General features: G+C 37.7%; 16 protein-coding genes. 2 read left to right on the forward strand and 14 right to left on the reverse strand.

Features of this window, described 5'->3' with window-relative positions; all coding sequences use genetic code 11:
- Positions 1-144 precede the first annotated feature (144 nt).
- The 4 genes from DSM03_RS08770 to DSM03_RS08785 form a co-directional block, all read right to left on the reverse strand.
- Positions 145-996 carry a DMT family transporter gene (locus DSM03_RS08770; RefSeq protein WP_128760815.1) on the reverse strand — a complete coding sequence of 284 codons (852 nt, stop codon included), beginning with the start codon at positions 994-996 and terminating at the stop codon, positions 145-147.
- A gap of 18 nt (positions 997-1,014) precedes the next feature.
- Positions 1,015-1,464, reverse strand: coding sequence for a KTSC domain-containing protein (locus DSM03_RS08775; protein ID WP_128760814.1), 450 nt, complete (start codon positions 1,462-1,464; stop codon positions 1,015-1,017).
- Positions 1,465-1,592: 128 nt separating this feature from the next.
- Complete coding sequence (locus DSM03_RS08780) at positions 1,593-2,636, reverse strand: MBL fold metallo-hydrolase (protein WP_128760813.1); 1,044 nt, start codon at positions 2,634-2,636, stop codon at positions 1,593-1,595.
- Positions 2,637-2,752: 116 nt separating this feature from the next.
- Positions 2,753-2,983, reverse strand: a complete 231-nt coding sequence (locus tag DSM03_RS08785) for a hypothetical protein (protein ID WP_201740425.1) — start codon at positions 2,981-2,983, stop codon at positions 2,753-2,755.
- A gap of 139 nt (positions 2,984-3,122) precedes the next feature.
- Here DSM03_RS08785 and DSM03_RS08790 point away from each other — a divergent pair, with 139 nt between their 5' ends.
- Positions 3,123-3,701, forward strand: a complete 579-nt coding sequence (locus DSM03_RS08790) for a pseudouridine synthase (protein ID WP_128760812.1) — start codon at positions 3,123-3,125, stop codon at positions 3,699-3,701.
- A 24-nt stretch (positions 3,702-3,725) separates the two neighbouring features.
- Here DSM03_RS08790 and DSM03_RS08795 read toward each other — a convergent pair whose 3' ends face one another.
- From DSM03_RS08795 to DSM03_RS08815, 5 genes are all read right to left on the reverse strand, one after another.
- Positions 3,726-3,905: a hypothetical protein gene (locus tag DSM03_RS08795; protein ID WP_128760811.1), complete on the reverse strand. Its 180-nt coding sequence runs from the start codon at positions 3,903-3,905 to the stop codon at positions 3,726-3,728.
- Between the two features lie 37 nt (positions 3,906-3,942).
- Positions 3,943-5,184, reverse strand: a complete 1,242-nt coding sequence (locus tag DSM03_RS08800) for an NAD(P)/FAD-dependent oxidoreductase (protein ID WP_128760810.1) — start codon at positions 5,182-5,184, stop codon at positions 3,943-3,945.
- A gap of 110 nt (positions 5,185-5,294) precedes the next feature.
- The gene (locus DSM03_RS08805) at positions 5,295-6,641 is read right to left on the reverse strand and encodes a DEAD/DEAH box helicase (protein WP_128763127.1); all 1,347 of its coding nucleotides are present in this window, start codon (positions 6,639-6,641) and stop codon (positions 5,295-5,297) included.
- A gap of 87 nt (positions 6,642-6,728) precedes the next feature.
- Entirely contained in the window at positions 6,729-7,766 is a 1,038-nt protein-coding gene (locus tag DSM03_RS08810) for an agmatine deiminase family protein (RefSeq protein WP_128760808.1), read from the reverse strand.
- Between the two features lie 3 nt (positions 7,767-7,769).
- The gene (locus DSM03_RS08815; protein ID WP_128760807.1) at positions 7,770-8,657 is read right to left on the reverse strand and encodes a carbon-nitrogen hydrolase; all 888 of its coding nucleotides are present in this window, start codon (positions 8,655-8,657) and stop codon (positions 7,770-7,772) included.
- 260 nt (positions 8,658-8,917) lie between these two features.
- On the opposite strand from DSM03_RS08815, the gene recQ reads away from it, so the two are divergent.
- On the forward strand, positions 8,918-11,032 hold the full coding sequence (recQ, locus tag DSM03_RS08820; protein WP_128760806.1) for a DNA helicase RecQ: 2,115 nt from the start codon (positions 8,918-8,920) through the stop codon (positions 11,030-11,032).
- On the opposite strand, the gene DSM03_RS08825 is transcribed toward recQ, so the two are convergent.
- The 5 genes from DSM03_RS08825 to hisH all read right to left on the reverse strand — a co-directional run bounded on the left by DSM03_RS08825 (position 11,033) and on the right by hisH (position 14,962).
- Positions 11,033-11,731, reverse strand: a complete 699-nt coding sequence (locus DSM03_RS08825) for a C1q-like domain-containing protein (protein ID WP_128760805.1) — start codon at positions 11,729-11,731, stop codon at positions 11,033-11,035.
- Positions 11,732-12,181: 450 nt separating this feature from the next.
- Complete coding sequence (hisIE, locus tag DSM03_RS08830) at positions 12,182-12,775, reverse strand: bifunctional phosphoribosyl-AMP cyclohydrolase/phosphoribosyl-ATP diphosphatase HisIE (protein ID WP_128760804.1); 594 nt, start codon at positions 12,773-12,775, stop codon at positions 12,182-12,184.
- 36 nt (positions 12,776-12,811) lie between these two features.
- Positions 12,812-13,567 (reverse strand): imidazole glycerol phosphate synthase subunit HisF, encoded by a 756-nt coding sequence (gene hisF / locus DSM03_RS08835; RefSeq protein WP_128760803.1) that lies wholly within the window; start codon positions 13,565-13,567, stop codon positions 12,812-12,814.
- A gap of 64 nt (positions 13,568-13,631) precedes the next feature.
- Positions 13,632-14,384: a 1-(5-phosphoribosyl)-5-[(5-phosphoribosylamino)methylideneamino]imidazole-4-carboxamide isomerase gene (hisA, locus tag DSM03_RS08840; protein ID WP_128760802.1), complete on the reverse strand. Its 753-nt coding sequence runs from the start codon at positions 14,382-14,384 to the stop codon at positions 13,632-13,634.
- Complete coding sequence (gene hisH / locus DSM03_RS08845) at positions 14,381-14,962, reverse strand: imidazole glycerol phosphate synthase subunit HisH (RefSeq protein WP_128760801.1); 582 nt, start codon at positions 14,960-14,962, stop codon at positions 14,381-14,383. The genes hisA and hisH overlap by 4 nt, the downstream gene beginning before the upstream one ends.

Consider the following 14,962-nt stretch of genomic DNA (forward strand, 5'->3'; position numbering starts at 1 on the left):
GGGTTTACTCCCCGAGGCTTGCTTTGGAATCAAATTACGGCTATGCTTATCGGTTCCCAAATGCTGAGAAGTGATTTAAATAAAGTTTAACGCAGTTGCCTAACCTAGGTTAAGATTTTGAGGAATACTAGCTTCAGTAAGCTCTTAAGAAGCTTTACGGTTAAGACGCGAAATAAAAAAACTACTGAGTAAAATAAAACTTCCGCCCAGATAGGTATTCCAGCTTAGTTGTTCATCAAGAATTAAAAAACTCAGAATTACGGCACTCAAAACTTCGAGATACATCAAAGAAGCTGCTGTAGTAGCATTTAAGTGTTTTAAGCCGAAGAAAAACAAACTAAATTGGACGATTCCTATCAATAAACCGTAAAAAACACCAATGCCTATGTGTGCCAATTCAACCTGTTGTACCCCGAAAAGAAACGGTAAAAATAGCAATGCGCCTGCAATATTCTGATAAAACAATAACTGATTGCGGTTACAATCCTGAGTTTGTCTTTTAAAAATACAAACGAAAAATGCATAGCCCAAAGCAGCCAAAACTGCTGCAAGCATACCTATAAAATCTCTTGACGCAAAGCTGAATTCTTTATCAGCATAAGTTACCGCTATCCCTGCAAAGGCTAAGAGCATCAGTAAAATCTGATTGCGTTTGATGGGTGTTTTGTAGATCAGCGTTTCGATTATCGTGATAAAAAGCGGATACACATAAAACAATACAACTGCATTACCCACTGAGGTATATACAAAAGCCAGCAAGAAAAAATAAGTGCGAACTGCATTGATGACAGAGGCCAGTACCAGCATTTTAGTATTGCCTTTAACCCGCAACTCATTAGCCTTGATCAAGCCCGGTAACAAGAATAAAACCGGGACTCCTGCTCTAAACCAACCAATCGCACCGGTTGTCAAACTGGGCATTGCTTTGATTAGAATACCGTTTGAACCCGCAATTAGGGCAGCAATTACAATGGCATAAATGGCTTTTTTAGTCATCAGCCGCTAATTTACAAATTAAGCCTCCTGCAGCAAGCGTTTTGACTTTCGGTATAAGAAAGAATTGTAGATATTCCGCTTTGCGAAACGCACTTGATTACCTGCGTTGTGAAATTTTAAAAACATAGGCTTTTGCACACCAAAGTATTCATACGTACTACCATCAGTAAAGGTGATTTCTAACAATAAGCCTTTATGCTGATAATCTGAAATACCAGAGTTGGTAATCGTTTCTGTATACGTTTCTAAAGTAGCTTCTTTAGTTTCGGGAGCGATACTCACTAAAAAATGATAGGCATCAATGATCTCCCGACTTTTAAGTTCAGCTTCTTCTTTACGCGCATCACCTTCCTGAAATTTATCAGGATGCCATTCTTTAACAAGATTTCTGTAAGCAGATTTAAGTTGTTTCAAATCAGCATCTTTATCTGTGTTGAATAACTTGCGGTAAGCGGTAATACGTTTCATAACCTTCTTTTTTAAGAAGGCGCAAAGCTAGTCTATTTCTAGGCACCAATTACACAATTCTCAACGAGTTTTATAAAGAACCTATTTTCGTCTTTATTAAAATCTAAAACATCAATTTCTAGCACGATCTATTCAAAAGTTTCCCACCATTTTTCAGTTTGGGCAGCTTGATCAAGATGCATGAGTTGGCCTAATCTGGGTAAGGTAAAATTCAATTGTTGTAGTGTTGCCGCTTTTAGAAAACGTTCTGCAGGTTCTTTCCAGGGGTGAAAAGCAAGCTTAAAACCACCCCAATGATATGGTGTAGCTCTTTTGATTCCTGCATCTTGAGCGGCAGTAACCGCTTCTTCAGGAAACATATGTATACTGTGCCAGCGCTTATTGTATTGCCCACATTCTACAAAGCCAAAATCAAACGGACCCAACTTTGCTCCTATTTCTTTAAAATGTGCACCATAACCCCCGTCACCAGTATGATATACTGAAACAGATTCGGTTTTTAGAACCCAGCCTCCCCATAAAGATTTTGCACGATCGCGTAGTCCACGTCCTGAAAAATGACGACTTGGCGTAAATGTCAATTCAATCCCCTCAAAAGTATGCGTGTCCCACCAGTCAAACTCTGTAATTTTAGAAGCCGGTATGCCCCAGGATTCCAAATGCCTACCGGAACCCAGGGCTACATAATAATTCTTGATCTTAGGAAAAAGTTTTTTCATACTTGCATAATCCAAATGATCGTAGTGATCGTGGGTTAAGAGTAGTAAATCAATCTCGGGGAAATCTTGAATAATATCTAATGTGTTCTCTGAAAAGCGACGTGTAGTTGTAGGAGCAATAGGTGCAGAATCAGGTCCGAGCATCGGGTCGATCAAAATGGTTTTGCCTGCTAAACGTATTAAATAAACCCCATGACCATACCAGATGTATTTTAAAGAATCATCCGGAGCTAAAAAAGCTGTTTTATCAAATGTTTCAAGAGGTAAGTTGCTCTTTGGAATAGATTTCCCTTTACTAAAAAACATTTTATAGATTAATCCTGGCATTTCTGTAATACCAATGTCCATCGAGGTTTCTTCTAGGTTTTGAAAACAACCGTCATACCAATTGGGCGACTGCTCATATCGTTTTATAAGTTCGGGAGTGAGTTTACCTCCAAATTGTTTAAACATATTCTTTACTATTTGCTATTAATTTTGACTCCTAAGCATCCTTTTAGGTCCATACCACAACAAAAAACCTGTTATGGTAAACAGCAAAAGAGCGATACTCATAATCCCGGTATACATCAATTTGAATTAGCCGCTCGAGCTAAATAATTATCTATAATTGAGCCATCGTGAATATTTTCTACAACATCAGAGCGCCTTTTGTCTATATGTAGAACTTCGCCGGTGGCGCCGTCTAGTTGAATTCCGTAATAGTGCTTATCAAAAATAAATTTTACAATTCCTTTTTCACTGCGCACATCAATACGATTTAGCTTAGTATCTAATTCTGGTGAAATTGAATCATGCAAAACCGCAGTACTAGATTTAGCCGTTGAATCTCAAAAATAGCGCATAATTGTTAATGGCAAAGACTTGTCTTGTTAAAGCTGTTGAACAATTGCTAGCCTGAGTTTTCCTATTTTCGCAGAGCGAAAAAGAAACTTAATATTGGCAGAGCACAAACATTTTATAGTCTTTAAACCCTATGGTTTTATCAGTCAGTTGACCAGTAATGATTTACGCCAGAGGCGGAAGAAAAAATTCTTAGCAGAACTCTACGATTGGCCGGAAGAAATTATGCCCATAGGCCGTTTAGATGAGAATTCTGAAGGTTTAATACTCATGACTACAGACGGAAAGTTGAGTAACCACATCAACCGTAGTGGTATTGAAAAAGAATATTATGCACTTGTTGATGGAATTCCGACTGAAGAACAACTCTTGCAACTGCAACATGGAATAGAAATAGGTCTGGACGGTAAAAAGTATACTACAAAGCCCTGTGCTGTCAAATCCCTGATAGCGTCGCCAAACTTACCTAACCGTGGTAAAAAGATACGTGACGCACGCCACGGACCAACGACCTGGTTGAGCATTACGATACAAGAAGGTAAGTTTAGACAAGTCCGCAAAATGACTTCGGCAATTGATTGTCCTACCCTGCGCCTGGTTCGCATTAGGGTTGGAAATCAACAGCTAAACACCATGCAACCCGGTGAGATTGTAGAATGGAATGGAGAGATTTGAGTCTAGTGATAAATAATGAAAGACTTAAGCCTCTTTTTTCTTAAACAGATCACTGATAGGCAATTGAGAACCTAAAATTAAGAACGCAGGAACCATAAACGCTTTAATGGTGAGTTCTGCTTCTATAACATCTGTGTAATACAGTAGAATCCCCAAAAGGAGAATGAAGTTTCCTAAAGCTATTGCTATTTTAGTTTTAGACATATTTTATAAGTTTATCTGTAAAAGTAAATATTTTTTCCTAATTATTTCCTAGCACCTGAATCAACCCCAATGCTGCCCGTTCGCCGGTCATCATCGCGGCATTTAAAGAACCATTAAGCAACTGGTCTCCCGCAAGAAAAATAGTACTTGTCAAACGGGTTTCGCCGGGATCAATACTGTATTTCAAATTGTCGAGTTTAGGCAAGGCTTTTGGGATGTTGTAACGTCTTAAAAAGCAAATCACTTTGATTTTAGCCTGTTCTTCTAATTCCTTCTTAACCTGAGCGATAAGTTCGGGTTCTGAAAGTGAGTGTTTTTTTACAACGGAAACAGAAAGCAACTGGTTTGCTCCCTTAATTTCAGTTTCTATACTGCTGGGATAAAAGATGTTATTGATGAGTCCATCTTGAGAAAATAAACCAATAATTGGCTTATCGAGAACCCTATTTTGGACTTCAAAATACAGGCAATCTACCGCTTTCCATATCGTTTGTTGATTCTTCAAATTTGCCACCAGCATGCTCGCTTCGGTAGCAATAATAGTTCCTGAACTCTCTAAATGGGTTCCGTCGCTTAATGTAATCACTCCATCTTTAACTTCCTCAACCTTCGTGTTGAACTTAAATGTCGTTTTTTTAAGATTTGCCTTCAGTTGTTTTGGTATAGCTTCGATTCCTCCTTTTGGAATTACAGCAAGGCCTTCGCCAAACATTTTATAAACAAACTCAAACATCCTACTGGAAGTTTGCAGGTCTTTCTCTAGAAATATTCCTGTAAAGAAGGGTTTAAAAAAGTCTTCTATAAACCGATTTGAAAACCCATATTCCCGCAGATATTGCCAGGTAGTTTTTTCTTCAGTATCAAATATGGTTTCAATATCTTTTGAGGCAAGGTCGCTGTTTAAGCGCATGACCTTTATCTTGTCGCGAATACTACCAGAAGCTGCTAAAACAGTAGGTATTGCCAGAGAAAGTGCTCGTAAAGGATCACCAAGGGTTTGACTGTTGCCATTCTCAAAAATCACAGCTCCCGGAAGGAGTTTTTGGAGTTCGAGCTTTTGGTAGTCTAAATATTCTTTGGATTTTGGATATGCATCCAGCATAACCTGAAAGCCACGATCTAACTGATAGCCTTCTAAGATATCTGTCTTAAGACGACCACCTACGCGGTCTGAAGCTTCTAAAATGGTTGGAGAAAAACCATTTCTTTCGAGAATAGTAGCAGCGATAAGACCGCTCACTCCTGCTCCTATAATGTAAATTGAATTGTTTTTAAGCATAGTTGATTTGGGCTGAATCAATAAGCTTAAAAGTAGGATTTTTAGTTAAATTTTTAGACTGAAATCTATACTATTTTAACATTTAAAATCTGTTTTTTTTAAAACTGAAATTATTTTTTATACCTACGGTTGAAGCTTTTGTCCCCGCGGGTTTTTGGTTTTTTATATTTTTTAGCAATCTCACGCTTGTATTTTCCACCTAAATTAACCTTCTTGTTTTTTTCTTTTTTCTCGTGAAAACTAGCTCCACGTTCCTCATTACGTTTGGTGGGATTGTTTATTTCTACATAATCAGGCTCCTCTTCCGGCAACAATCGTTTTGAGACTTCAAGGTCCTCAGGCACGTCATATTGAGGGATTTTCATTTCCATCAATTCTTCTATTGCTGCTTTGCGTTCTGCTTCATCAGGAGTTCCCAGTAAATAACTACTACCCGTTGTTCCGGCACGACCGGTACGCCCTATTCGGTGCATATAATTTTCAGGGAAACGCGGTACATCTGTATTAAAAACGTGTGTGATTTGATCGAGATCCAGACCGCGAGCCATCACATCTGTAGTCACCAGAATTCTATAGGTACCCGCATCAAATTGCTCAATAGCATTAATACGGTAGTTTTGCGTTTTATTGGCGTGAATTACACCTACAGAATCTCCGTAAACTTCTTCTAAAGTTTGAAAAAGCCGGTCTGCGTGCTTTTTATTAGAAACAAAGATCAAGGCTTTTTTAAAAGTGTCTTTGTCTTTAAGCATTTTGATAAGCAGATTTGCCTTAGTATAAAAGTTAGGCAACTCATAATAATACTGTTCAATCGCATCAAGAGGTGTTCCACTTAAAGCAACCTGAATACGCTCTGGAGCGGTAAAAAAGGTATCCATCAATTCGTCAACTTCATCAGTCATCGTAGCCGAAAACATAATATTTTGACGACGCGGTGGTAACAGGTCAAATATATTTACCAATTGAAAGCGAAACCCAAGATCCAACATGACATCAACTTCATCAATGATGAGTTGTTTTATAGATTTAAGCTGTAAAGTTCTGCTTACAGCAAGATCATAAAGTCTACCGGGAGTTCCTACCAGGATATCGCATCCTTGCGCCACTTCTTGTCGTTGTGTATTGATGTTTGTACCCCCATAAACACCAAGAACTCGTATAGAACTGTATTTACCGTATTCTTTAATCTGGTCTACAACCTGTAAAACCAATTCTCGCGTAGGGACTAAAATTAAAACCCGTGGATTTACTTGTTTTGAAAATTTTAAACCTTCTAGTACCGGTAACATATAAGCAAAGGTTTTTCCCGTACCGGTCTGCGCAATACCAACAACATCTCTACCTGAACGTACTACTCCAAAAGCTTCTTGCTGTATGGGTGTGGGTCCTGAAAAACCAAGGTCTTCAATGGCGTATCGTAACTGCTTATTTATTTTAAAATCTTCAAAAGATTGCATAACTCGTATTTTGCTGCAAAGGTACGTTTTTAAACGAGTAGGTTTCTGATGAAAATAAAATAGGTTTTGAGCTTTTGTAAAAGCAGTTTAAGCGGGAATTTGTTGACTTAAGCAGTGTAAGGTTCCTAAGCCCCAGATCAGGTCATGTGCGCTTATTCCTATTATTTCTCTATCCTGAAATAGATCTGCCAATATAGAAAGTGCGGTGCGATCTTTAGTGTCATTAAAAGTTGGCACTAATACACAATGATTGAGAATTAAAAAGTTAGCGTAACTCGCCGGAAGCCTTAGATCTTCATAATTTAAGCGCCGTGGCATAGGCAACTCAACGATTTTTGGTGTAGTACCATCTTCAAGTTTTGCTTGTTTCAGTCGTTTTAAATTCTCTTGAAGCGGCTCGTAATTTTTATCAGTTTTGTCGTATTCTACCACAGTCACAATTGTAGTAGGGTTAACAAATCTGCATAAGTCGTCTATATGGCCGTGGGTATCATCACCTTCAATACCACTACCTACCCAGATCGTATTGGTAACACCAAAATATTTTTCAAATACAGCTTCATAATCAGCTTTAGTAAAACCGGGATTACGCACTTGTGTATGTTGATCCATCAAACATTCTTCTGAAGTAATAAGCGTTCCTTTACCGTTAACATCTATTGCTCCTCCTTCAAGAATCACCGGTTCACTATTGTAGCAAACCTGCTTAAGCGGAATACCTAAAAAATCTGAAATACGCCGGGGTATCATCTTGTCTAACCGGAAGTTTCCATATTTCGCCCAACCGTTAAAATTGAAATCTAAGGCTTCTCGTTCCCCATTATTTTTAACAATAATAGGTCCTGAATCGCGCATCCAGCTTCGGTTTGTTTTTTGAAGTATAAAGGTGATTTTACTCATATTGGCGTGCGCTGCTTCAAGTAGGGCTATCACCTTATCTTTGATGCTTTCACGCCCCACTAAAAGAAAGACCGTTTCATGCTCGGCTATTTTTTTTATAAAATCTATGAATACAAATTGCACTGCCTGATATTTACCAGGCCAATCGTTACCGTTACTGGGAAAACATAATAGAATTCCTTGTTGCTTCTCCCATTCTGCCGGTAAACGCCTGTTGCTTTTCATATATTAATCGAGTGCTCGTTTAGTTATTTCACCATAAAAATCAATTCTTCGATCTCTAAAAAACGGCCAGTTCTGACGCACATTTTCCTGAAGATCCAAGTCTACTTCTGCAAGCAATATTTCTTCCTGATCAACAGAAGCTTGTGCTAAAATTTCGCCTTGCGGCCCACAAATAAAAGATTGTCCCCAGAACTCAATTCCATTTGTATCCGGGATATATTGTTCTAAACCTATTCGGTTAGCTGCTGCTACAAAAACCCCGTTAGCTACTGCGTGACCTTTCATCACATTCATCCACGCCCCGTGTTGATTCACACCATATTGAGCTTTCTCCTGAGGATGCCAGCCGATTGCTGTAGGATAAAACAAAACTTCTGCACCTTGCAATGCGGTTAATCGTGCTGCTTCCGGGTACCACTGGTCCCAACAGATTAATGTGCCTAAATCTGCTTTTTTAGTTTTTATAGTTTTAAACCCTAAATCTCCCGGTGTGAAATAAAATTTCTCGTAAAAGTGAGGATCATCAGGAATATGCATTTTGCGGTATAAACCGGCTTCACTTCCATCTGTATCGATGATATAGGCACTGTTGTGGTAAATACCGCTCATACGCTTTTCAAAAAACGGAACGATGATCACTACACCTAATTCTTTAGCTAACTCACTAAACGCAGTAAACGAAACATCGTAAAGCGGTTCTGCGTATTTAAAATTGTCAACATCCTCATCCTGACAGAAATAATGACTACTGTATAATTCAGGTAGACAAATGACTTCTCCTCCTTTTACAGCGGCATCACGTACCCATTTTTTACACTTCTCCAGATTATTTTCTGGTGTGTTATTGAGGTTTAATTGCAGTACCGCAATGGTATATTTTCTAGATTTCATACAAAACAAGTTTACTAATTAATTTAAAAGCTATAACAAGGTTCTAACGGATTTGTAAAGCATAAGATAGAGAATTATGCATTTTTCAATTTGACTATGTAAAAATGCATTATGTTTAAAAATCAGATATAGATTTTAGGGTTTCTATAACGTTAGCGTAGCGGTCTTAAAATTGTTCAAGTTTTGGTCTGATTTATTTAAACTTAAATGGCTGCAGGTCTGCTTAAAAATTCCGTTTTTTGTAAAAAAAAAGGATTCTGATGGCCGCTGAAATTGAAAAATCTACTCTGCTTACTACGCTTAAAACCTATTTTGGATACGATACCTTTAGAAATCAGCAACGTGAGATTATAGCAACTGTTCTTGCCGGAACTGATGCGATTGTAATTATGCCTACCGGCGGCGGAAAATCTATTTGTTATCAGCTTCCAGCGTTACATTTTAAAGGCTTAACACTGGTTATTTCTCCCTTAATCGCATTGATGAAAGATCAGGTAGATGGTCTAAAAGCAAATGGAATTGAAGCTGACTTTTACAACAGCAGTCAGGGTGCAACGCTTCAGCAAAGTATAATTAACAAAGCGGCAGCGGGTAAATTAAAATTACTTTATGTTGCTCCCGAAAGTTTAGCAGGCTTGTCGCCTATTCTCAATGAGAATTACATCAGCTGTGTAGCTATTGATGAGGCGCACTGTATCTCCAGCTGGGGACACGATTTTAGACCTTCTTATCAACAATTGGGCTTTTTAAAGAAAACCCTACCCAAGTCTCCTGTTATAGCTTTAACAGCTACCGCAGATAAGGCTACGCGTCAGGATATCGCAGACCAACTCAATATCTCTCACGCACAACAATTTTTAAGTTCTTTTGATCGAAAAAATATCACGTTAGAAGTTCGTGCTGCAGATAAACGTCTGGATCAGATCAAGCGTTTTTTAGCCAAAAGACCAGATACCAGCGGAATCATTTATTGCCTAAGCCGAAAAACTACAGAAAGTGTTTCTGAAGCTTTAAAGGTAGAAGGGATCGAAGCTACTTCTTATCATGCTGGTTTAAGTTTTGAAGAGCGTAATAAAGTTCAGGAAGATTTTATTTATGATAAAACTCAAGTGGTTTGCGCTACCGTTGCTTTTGGGATGGGGATAGACAAGTCTAATGTGCGCTGGGTAATTCACTACAATATGCCAAAGAATCTTGAAGGATATTATCAGGAAATTGGTCGGGCGGGTCGTGACGGACTAAAATCTCATGCGTTACTTTTTCACAGTTATGCAGATGTTTTGCAACTCCGTAGGTTTACGCAAGGAGCTGGCAATGAAGAAGTACAAAACGCCAAGCTAGACCGTATGAAGCAATATGCCGAAGCAACTACTTGCCGGCGAAAAATATTATTGAGTTATTTCGGAGAATTTCTAGAGCAAGATTGTGGTAATTGTGACGTATGTAAAAATCCACCACAGTTTTTTGAAGGAACTATTTTAGCTCAAAAAGCACTTTCTACCATTGCCCGGGCAAAAGAAACTCAGCCTATAGGTGTGATCATAGATATTTTGCGCGGTGCGAAAAATGCACAGATTCTGGATACTGGTTTGGATCAAATTAGTACATATGGGATAGGAGCTGATGTTTCCTGGAAAGACTGGCAACATTATATACTGCAGCTTATTAATCAAGGGTATTGCGAGATTGCTTTTCACCTAAGAAACAGCCTGCATTTAACTCAATCTAGCAAAGCTGTTTTATTTGAGGGAAAAAAGGTTAGTCTTACTCATCCCACAGAAGCGATAAAACAAGAGGTTCTCACGGAGAAGAAACCTAAAATCAAAAAAGGAAATGATCTTTTTGAAAAACTTCGTTCTTTGAGATCTGAAATTGCTAAAGAGGAAGAGATACCTGCTTATTTAGTTTTTAGTGATAAGACCCTAAAAGAAATGGAACAGGTAAGACCTACTACCGAAATGGAGCTTCTTGAAATAAGCGGTGTAGGACAACGCAAACTAGATGTCTATGGAGATGCTTTTATTGATGCTATTTTAGATTTTCAACAACAAAAGCTGAAAAAGAAAGGTAGTAAAACTGCAACGCATCAGGTTACTTTTAATATGCTAAAAGATGGACTTTCAGTTGATGAAGTTGCTAAAAAGAGAGACCTGAAAGATACAACCGTGTACTCCCATTTAGCCAAACTAGCACAAGATGGCGCTGATCTGGATTTATACAATTATGTAAGTAAAACAGAAGTGGAACAAATTAAATCTGCTAAAAAGGATCTAGACAATCCAGAAGGGCTCAAGCCTTATTTTGAACATTTTGAAGAGAAGATTCCCTATTACAAAATACGTTTAGCACTAACGCTGATTGATATGGAAGGCTAGTTAACGGACTTGCTCAATGGTCATAAAGGTACTGTTACCGTTACTACTACTAGCTAATGTTAAGGATAAGGCAGTTATACTTCTAAAAGTGATCTCTTCACCAGCTGCTAGTTGTACAAGTGTCGAAACTGATCTTACCGGTGGAGATACTTTTACCAATCCTAGGCCTACTTCTACATTGAGATAGTTTTCTTCAGCTATTTTAGAATAGGTTGTTCTACTTGAATCATTTTTATATATGGCAATACCAAACTCTCCAGCAGAGAGTAAAGAGCTACTTGATCTAAGTTGTGCTGTAATTCTATAAATACCATTAGCTGCAGCGGTAAAGATACCGGTAGAATTATCATATTCACTTTTAATATCAAAACTCTCATTATCAAATCGTACTCTTTTCTCTCCACTAATGCTTATATCGATCAAAGCTCCAGAACTAGTAGAAACTCCAGCACGAACTAAAGACTTATCCAAATTAGCAAGCAAGGTCTTTGTGGCAATACGATGCACCACTCCCCGACCATCTAAAACAACCAGAGAATCTTTTGCTGCTTCATCACTCCCATCATTATAATCACGTATTCTTAATCTGCCATTAATATCAAGCATTACATCTGGATGCGGGTCTGTAGTCCCCACACCTACTTGGCTAAATACTAGTGTGTTGCATATCAAAAAAAAGAGAAGTAAAAATTTTCGCATAAATGATTTCAATTGGTTATTCTAAATTCCCAATTAATACGATTAAATGCAAGTATATCAGGTTAAAGGGGTGTTTGTACCCTATTAAGTTTTCCCTAAATCCTTTAACTATTATAATTCTACTTGTAAATTACTGATGTACAGTAGTGAATAATAAAATCAATAATTTTCAATATGTAATATAATTCTTATAAAGAATACGTTAATAATATCATTTGAACTAGATTATTGTTATTTTTAAACGCTATTGAAAATTCCTACAAGTAAAATATTACTGAATTATTCTATTTTAAACAATTTTCAGTCAAAAGAGCAAATTTGATAGCGTAAAAAGGATGAAAAACATCTTTAAAACGACGTAAAACGTCGAATTGTAAATACTTATGTTTCAAAATCAAAAAGGGATAGCTCTATTAGAACCATCCCTTATTAATAGAAGTTGTATTAAAATCACTTTTTTCGATCTTCTAAAACATGTTCAATATCCTGAAGTCCAAAACCTTTAGCTTTAAGTAAAATTAGATAATGAAAAAGCAAATCGGCACTTTCATTAAGAAACAGATCATCGTCATCATCCTTAGCTTCTATCACAACCTCTACTGCTTCCTCCCCTACCTTCTGAGCTATCTTATTAATTCCTTTTCTAAAAAGATCGGCAACATAGCTTTTTTCGTTATCCTGATTGGCTTTACGTTCTGCAATAGTTTGCTCAAGATCTGAAAGAAACCCAAAAGACTGTTCATTATTTTCGCCCCAGCAATTGTCTGTTCCTGTATGACAAGTCGGCCCTTGTGGAATTACACTTATCAATAAAGTATCATTGTCACAATCGTTTTTTATAGAAACGAGATCTAAAAAATTACCACTTTCTTCACCTTTTGTCCAAAGGCGCTTTTTGCTACGGCTATAGAAGGTTACTTTTTTAGTTTCATTGGTTTTTAGATATGCTTCTTCATTCATATAACCCAGCATCAAAACTGTTTTTGTTTTAGCGTCCTGAATTATTGCAGGCACCAGGCCCTTTTCATCATAATTAATTTTCATAACTCTTGAGTTAGTTCGCAAAGGCGAAAATTTTATTTAAATCCGTACCGGAATATTTTTATTTTTTAATTCGAGTTTCAACTCTAGGATGTCAATCTCATGAAAATGAAATACACTCGCTGCCAAAGCTGCATCAGCCTTTCCATTAATGAATGTATCTGTAAAATGATGCATCTTTCCCGCTCCACCTGAAGCAATAATTGGAATATTGAGCAGTTCACTTAGTTTTGCCAGGGCTTCATCAGCAAAACCGTTTTTAGTACCGTCGTGATCCATTGACGTAAATAGGATCTCTCCAGCACCACGCTGCTCTACTTCCTGAGCCCATTCAAACAAATCTAATTCAGTGGGCACTTTACCTCCTACCAAATGCACTGTCCATTTCCCATTGATCTGTTTTGCATCAATGGCGACCACAACACATTGTGAACCAAATTTTGCCGCTAACTCATTAATTAACTGCGGATTCTTCACTGCCGAAGAATTGATAGAGACTTTATCTGCTCCGTTCTGCAATAAAACATCTACATCTTCAACAGAAGAAATTCCGCCACCTACCGTAAACGGAATATTGATCTTTTCTGCGACGCGCAAAACCAGATCAGCTAAAGTTTTACGACGCTCTTCAGTAGCCGAAATATCGAGAAACACCAACTCGTCTGCACCGGTCTCTGCATACTTGGCTGCTAATTCTACAGGATCACCGGCATCGCGTAAAGCAACAAAATTGACACCTTTTACAGTTCTTCCGTTTTTGATATCCAGACAAGGAATTATTCGTTTTGTAAGCACGTTATTCTACTTTTTACTTTTCCGCCATTCCATAAATAAAGAATAAACTTCGGCGGAAAACTCATTATTGATTCACTATAAATCCTTCCAATTGTTTCATTGAAATTCTTCCTTCATAAATGGCTTTACCGATAATGGTTCCTTCGCAACCCAGTTCAGCTAGTTTTGGTAATTCATCAAAATCAGAGATACCACCTGAGGCTATTAGTTTAAAGTTCTTGACTGGCCCTTCTACATGCTCACCCTGACATTCTTCTAATATTTTCTTATAAAGATCAAAAGAGGGGCCTTCCAACATTCCGTCTTTGCTGATGTCTGTACAAATAACGTAAGAAATGCCTTCTTTCTGATACTCCTGTATAAACGGAATCAATTCTTCTTTAGATTCCTCTAACCAACCGCTAACGGCTACTTTTTCATCTTTAGCATCAGCTCCAAGAATGATTTTATCTGCACCAAAATTTGTTAACCAACTTTTAAAAGTCTCTCTATCTTTTACTGCAATGCTTCCTCCTGTAATTTGACTAGCACCACTTTCAAAAGCGATACGCAAATCATCATCGGTTTTTAAGCCACCACCAAAATCGATTTTAAGGGAGGTTTGTGAAGCGATTTGCTCCAGAACTTTATGGTTTACTATATGTTTACTTTTCGCTCCGTCCAGATCAACCAGATGTAAAAATTTAATTCCGTGTGCTTCAAATTCTTTAGCAACTTCTAACGGACTCTCGTTGTAAACCTTTTTAGTATCATAATCCCCTTTAGAAAGGCGTACGCACTTCCCGTCAATAATATCTATTGCTGGTATAATTCTCATAAACTCAAGAAATTTTTAAGTATTTGTTCTCCAACGACACCTGATTTTTCCGGGTGAAATTGCACTCCGTAAAAATTTTCTTTTTGCAAAGCCGAAGCATAGTCGAGCTCATAATGTGTCGTTGCAATCATTTCAGCACATTTTGGCGCATAAAAACTATGAACCAGGTACATATGTGAGTTTTCAGGAATACTGGTCAAAAACTCGCTTTGCAAGTTTGTAATTTCATTCCAGCCTATTTGTGGAACTTTTACTTCTTTTGAAAACTTTATCACATCTACATTAAAAATACCAAGTCCGGTAGTATCTCCTTCTGTAGAATGGTTACACATCAATTGCATACCCAGACATATACCCAGAACCGGTTGTTTTAAGGTTGGAATGATCTTATCTAATCCAGTAGCTTTTAGTTTAGCCATAGCACTGCTCGCCTCCCCTACGCCAGGAAAAATAACTTTATCTGCAGCTTTTATTTCTTCAGCATCATCAGAAAGTACCGCATCTATTCCCAATCGTTTAAAAGCGAATTTGATGCTTTGTATATTTCCGGCACCGTAGTTTATAATTACTAATTTCAT

Source organism: Leeuwenhoekiella aestuarii, from assembly GCF_004104055.1.
Taxonomy (GTDB): domain Bacteria; phylum Bacteroidota; class Bacteroidia; order Flavobacteriales; family Flavobacteriaceae; genus Leeuwenhoekiella; species Leeuwenhoekiella aestuarii.

Excerpts from the sequence above, each read along its gene's own strand:
- DSM03_RS08770 (WP_128760815.1), bottom strand. The coding sequence starts at position 996 with ATGACTAAAAAAGCCATTTATGCCATTGTAATTGCTGCCCTAATTGCG.
- DSM03_RS08775 (WP_128760814.1), bottom strand. The coding sequence starts at position 1,464 with ATGAAACGTATTACCGCTTACCGCAAGTTATTCAACACAGATAAAGAT.
- DSM03_RS08780 (WP_128760813.1), bottom strand. The coding sequence starts at position 2,636 with ATGTTTAAACAATTTGGAGGTAAACTCACTCCCGAACTTATAAAACGA.
- DSM03_RS08795 (WP_128760811.1), bottom strand. The coding sequence starts at position 3,905 with ATGTCTAAAACTAAAATAGCAATAGCTTTAGGAAACTTCATTCTCCTT.
- DSM03_RS08800 (WP_128760810.1), bottom strand. The coding sequence starts at position 5,184 with ATGCTTAAAAACAATTCAATTTACATTATAGGAGCAGGAGTGAGCGGT.
- DSM03_RS08805 (WP_128763127.1), bottom strand. The coding sequence starts at position 6,641 with ATGCAATCTTTTGAAGATTTTAAAATAAATAAGCAGTTACGATACGCC.
- DSM03_RS08810 (WP_128760808.1), bottom strand. The coding sequence starts at position 7,766 with ATGAAAAGCAACAGGCGTTTACCGGCAGAATGGGAGAAGCAACAAGGA.
- DSM03_RS08815 (WP_128760807.1), bottom strand. The coding sequence starts at position 8,657 with ATGAAATCTAGAAAATATACCATTGCGGTACTGCAATTAAACCTCAAT.
- recQ (WP_128760806.1), top strand. The coding sequence starts at position 8,918 with ATGGCCGCTGAAATTGAAAAATCTACTCTGCTTACTACGCTTAAAACC.
- DSM03_RS08825 (WP_128760805.1), bottom strand. The coding sequence starts at position 11,731 with ATGCGAAAATTTTTACTTCTCTTTTTTTTGATATGCAACACACTAGTA.
- hisIE (WP_128760804.1), bottom strand. The coding sequence starts at position 12,775 with ATGAAAATTAATTATGATGAAAAGGGCCTGGTGCCTGCAATAATTCAG.
- hisA (WP_128760802.1), bottom strand. The coding sequence starts at position 14,384 with ATGAGAATTATACCAGCAATAGATATTATTGACGGGAAGTGCGTACGC.
- hisH (WP_128760801.1), bottom strand. The coding sequence starts at position 14,962 with ATGAAATTAGTAATTATAAACTACGGTGCCGGAAATATACAAAGCATC.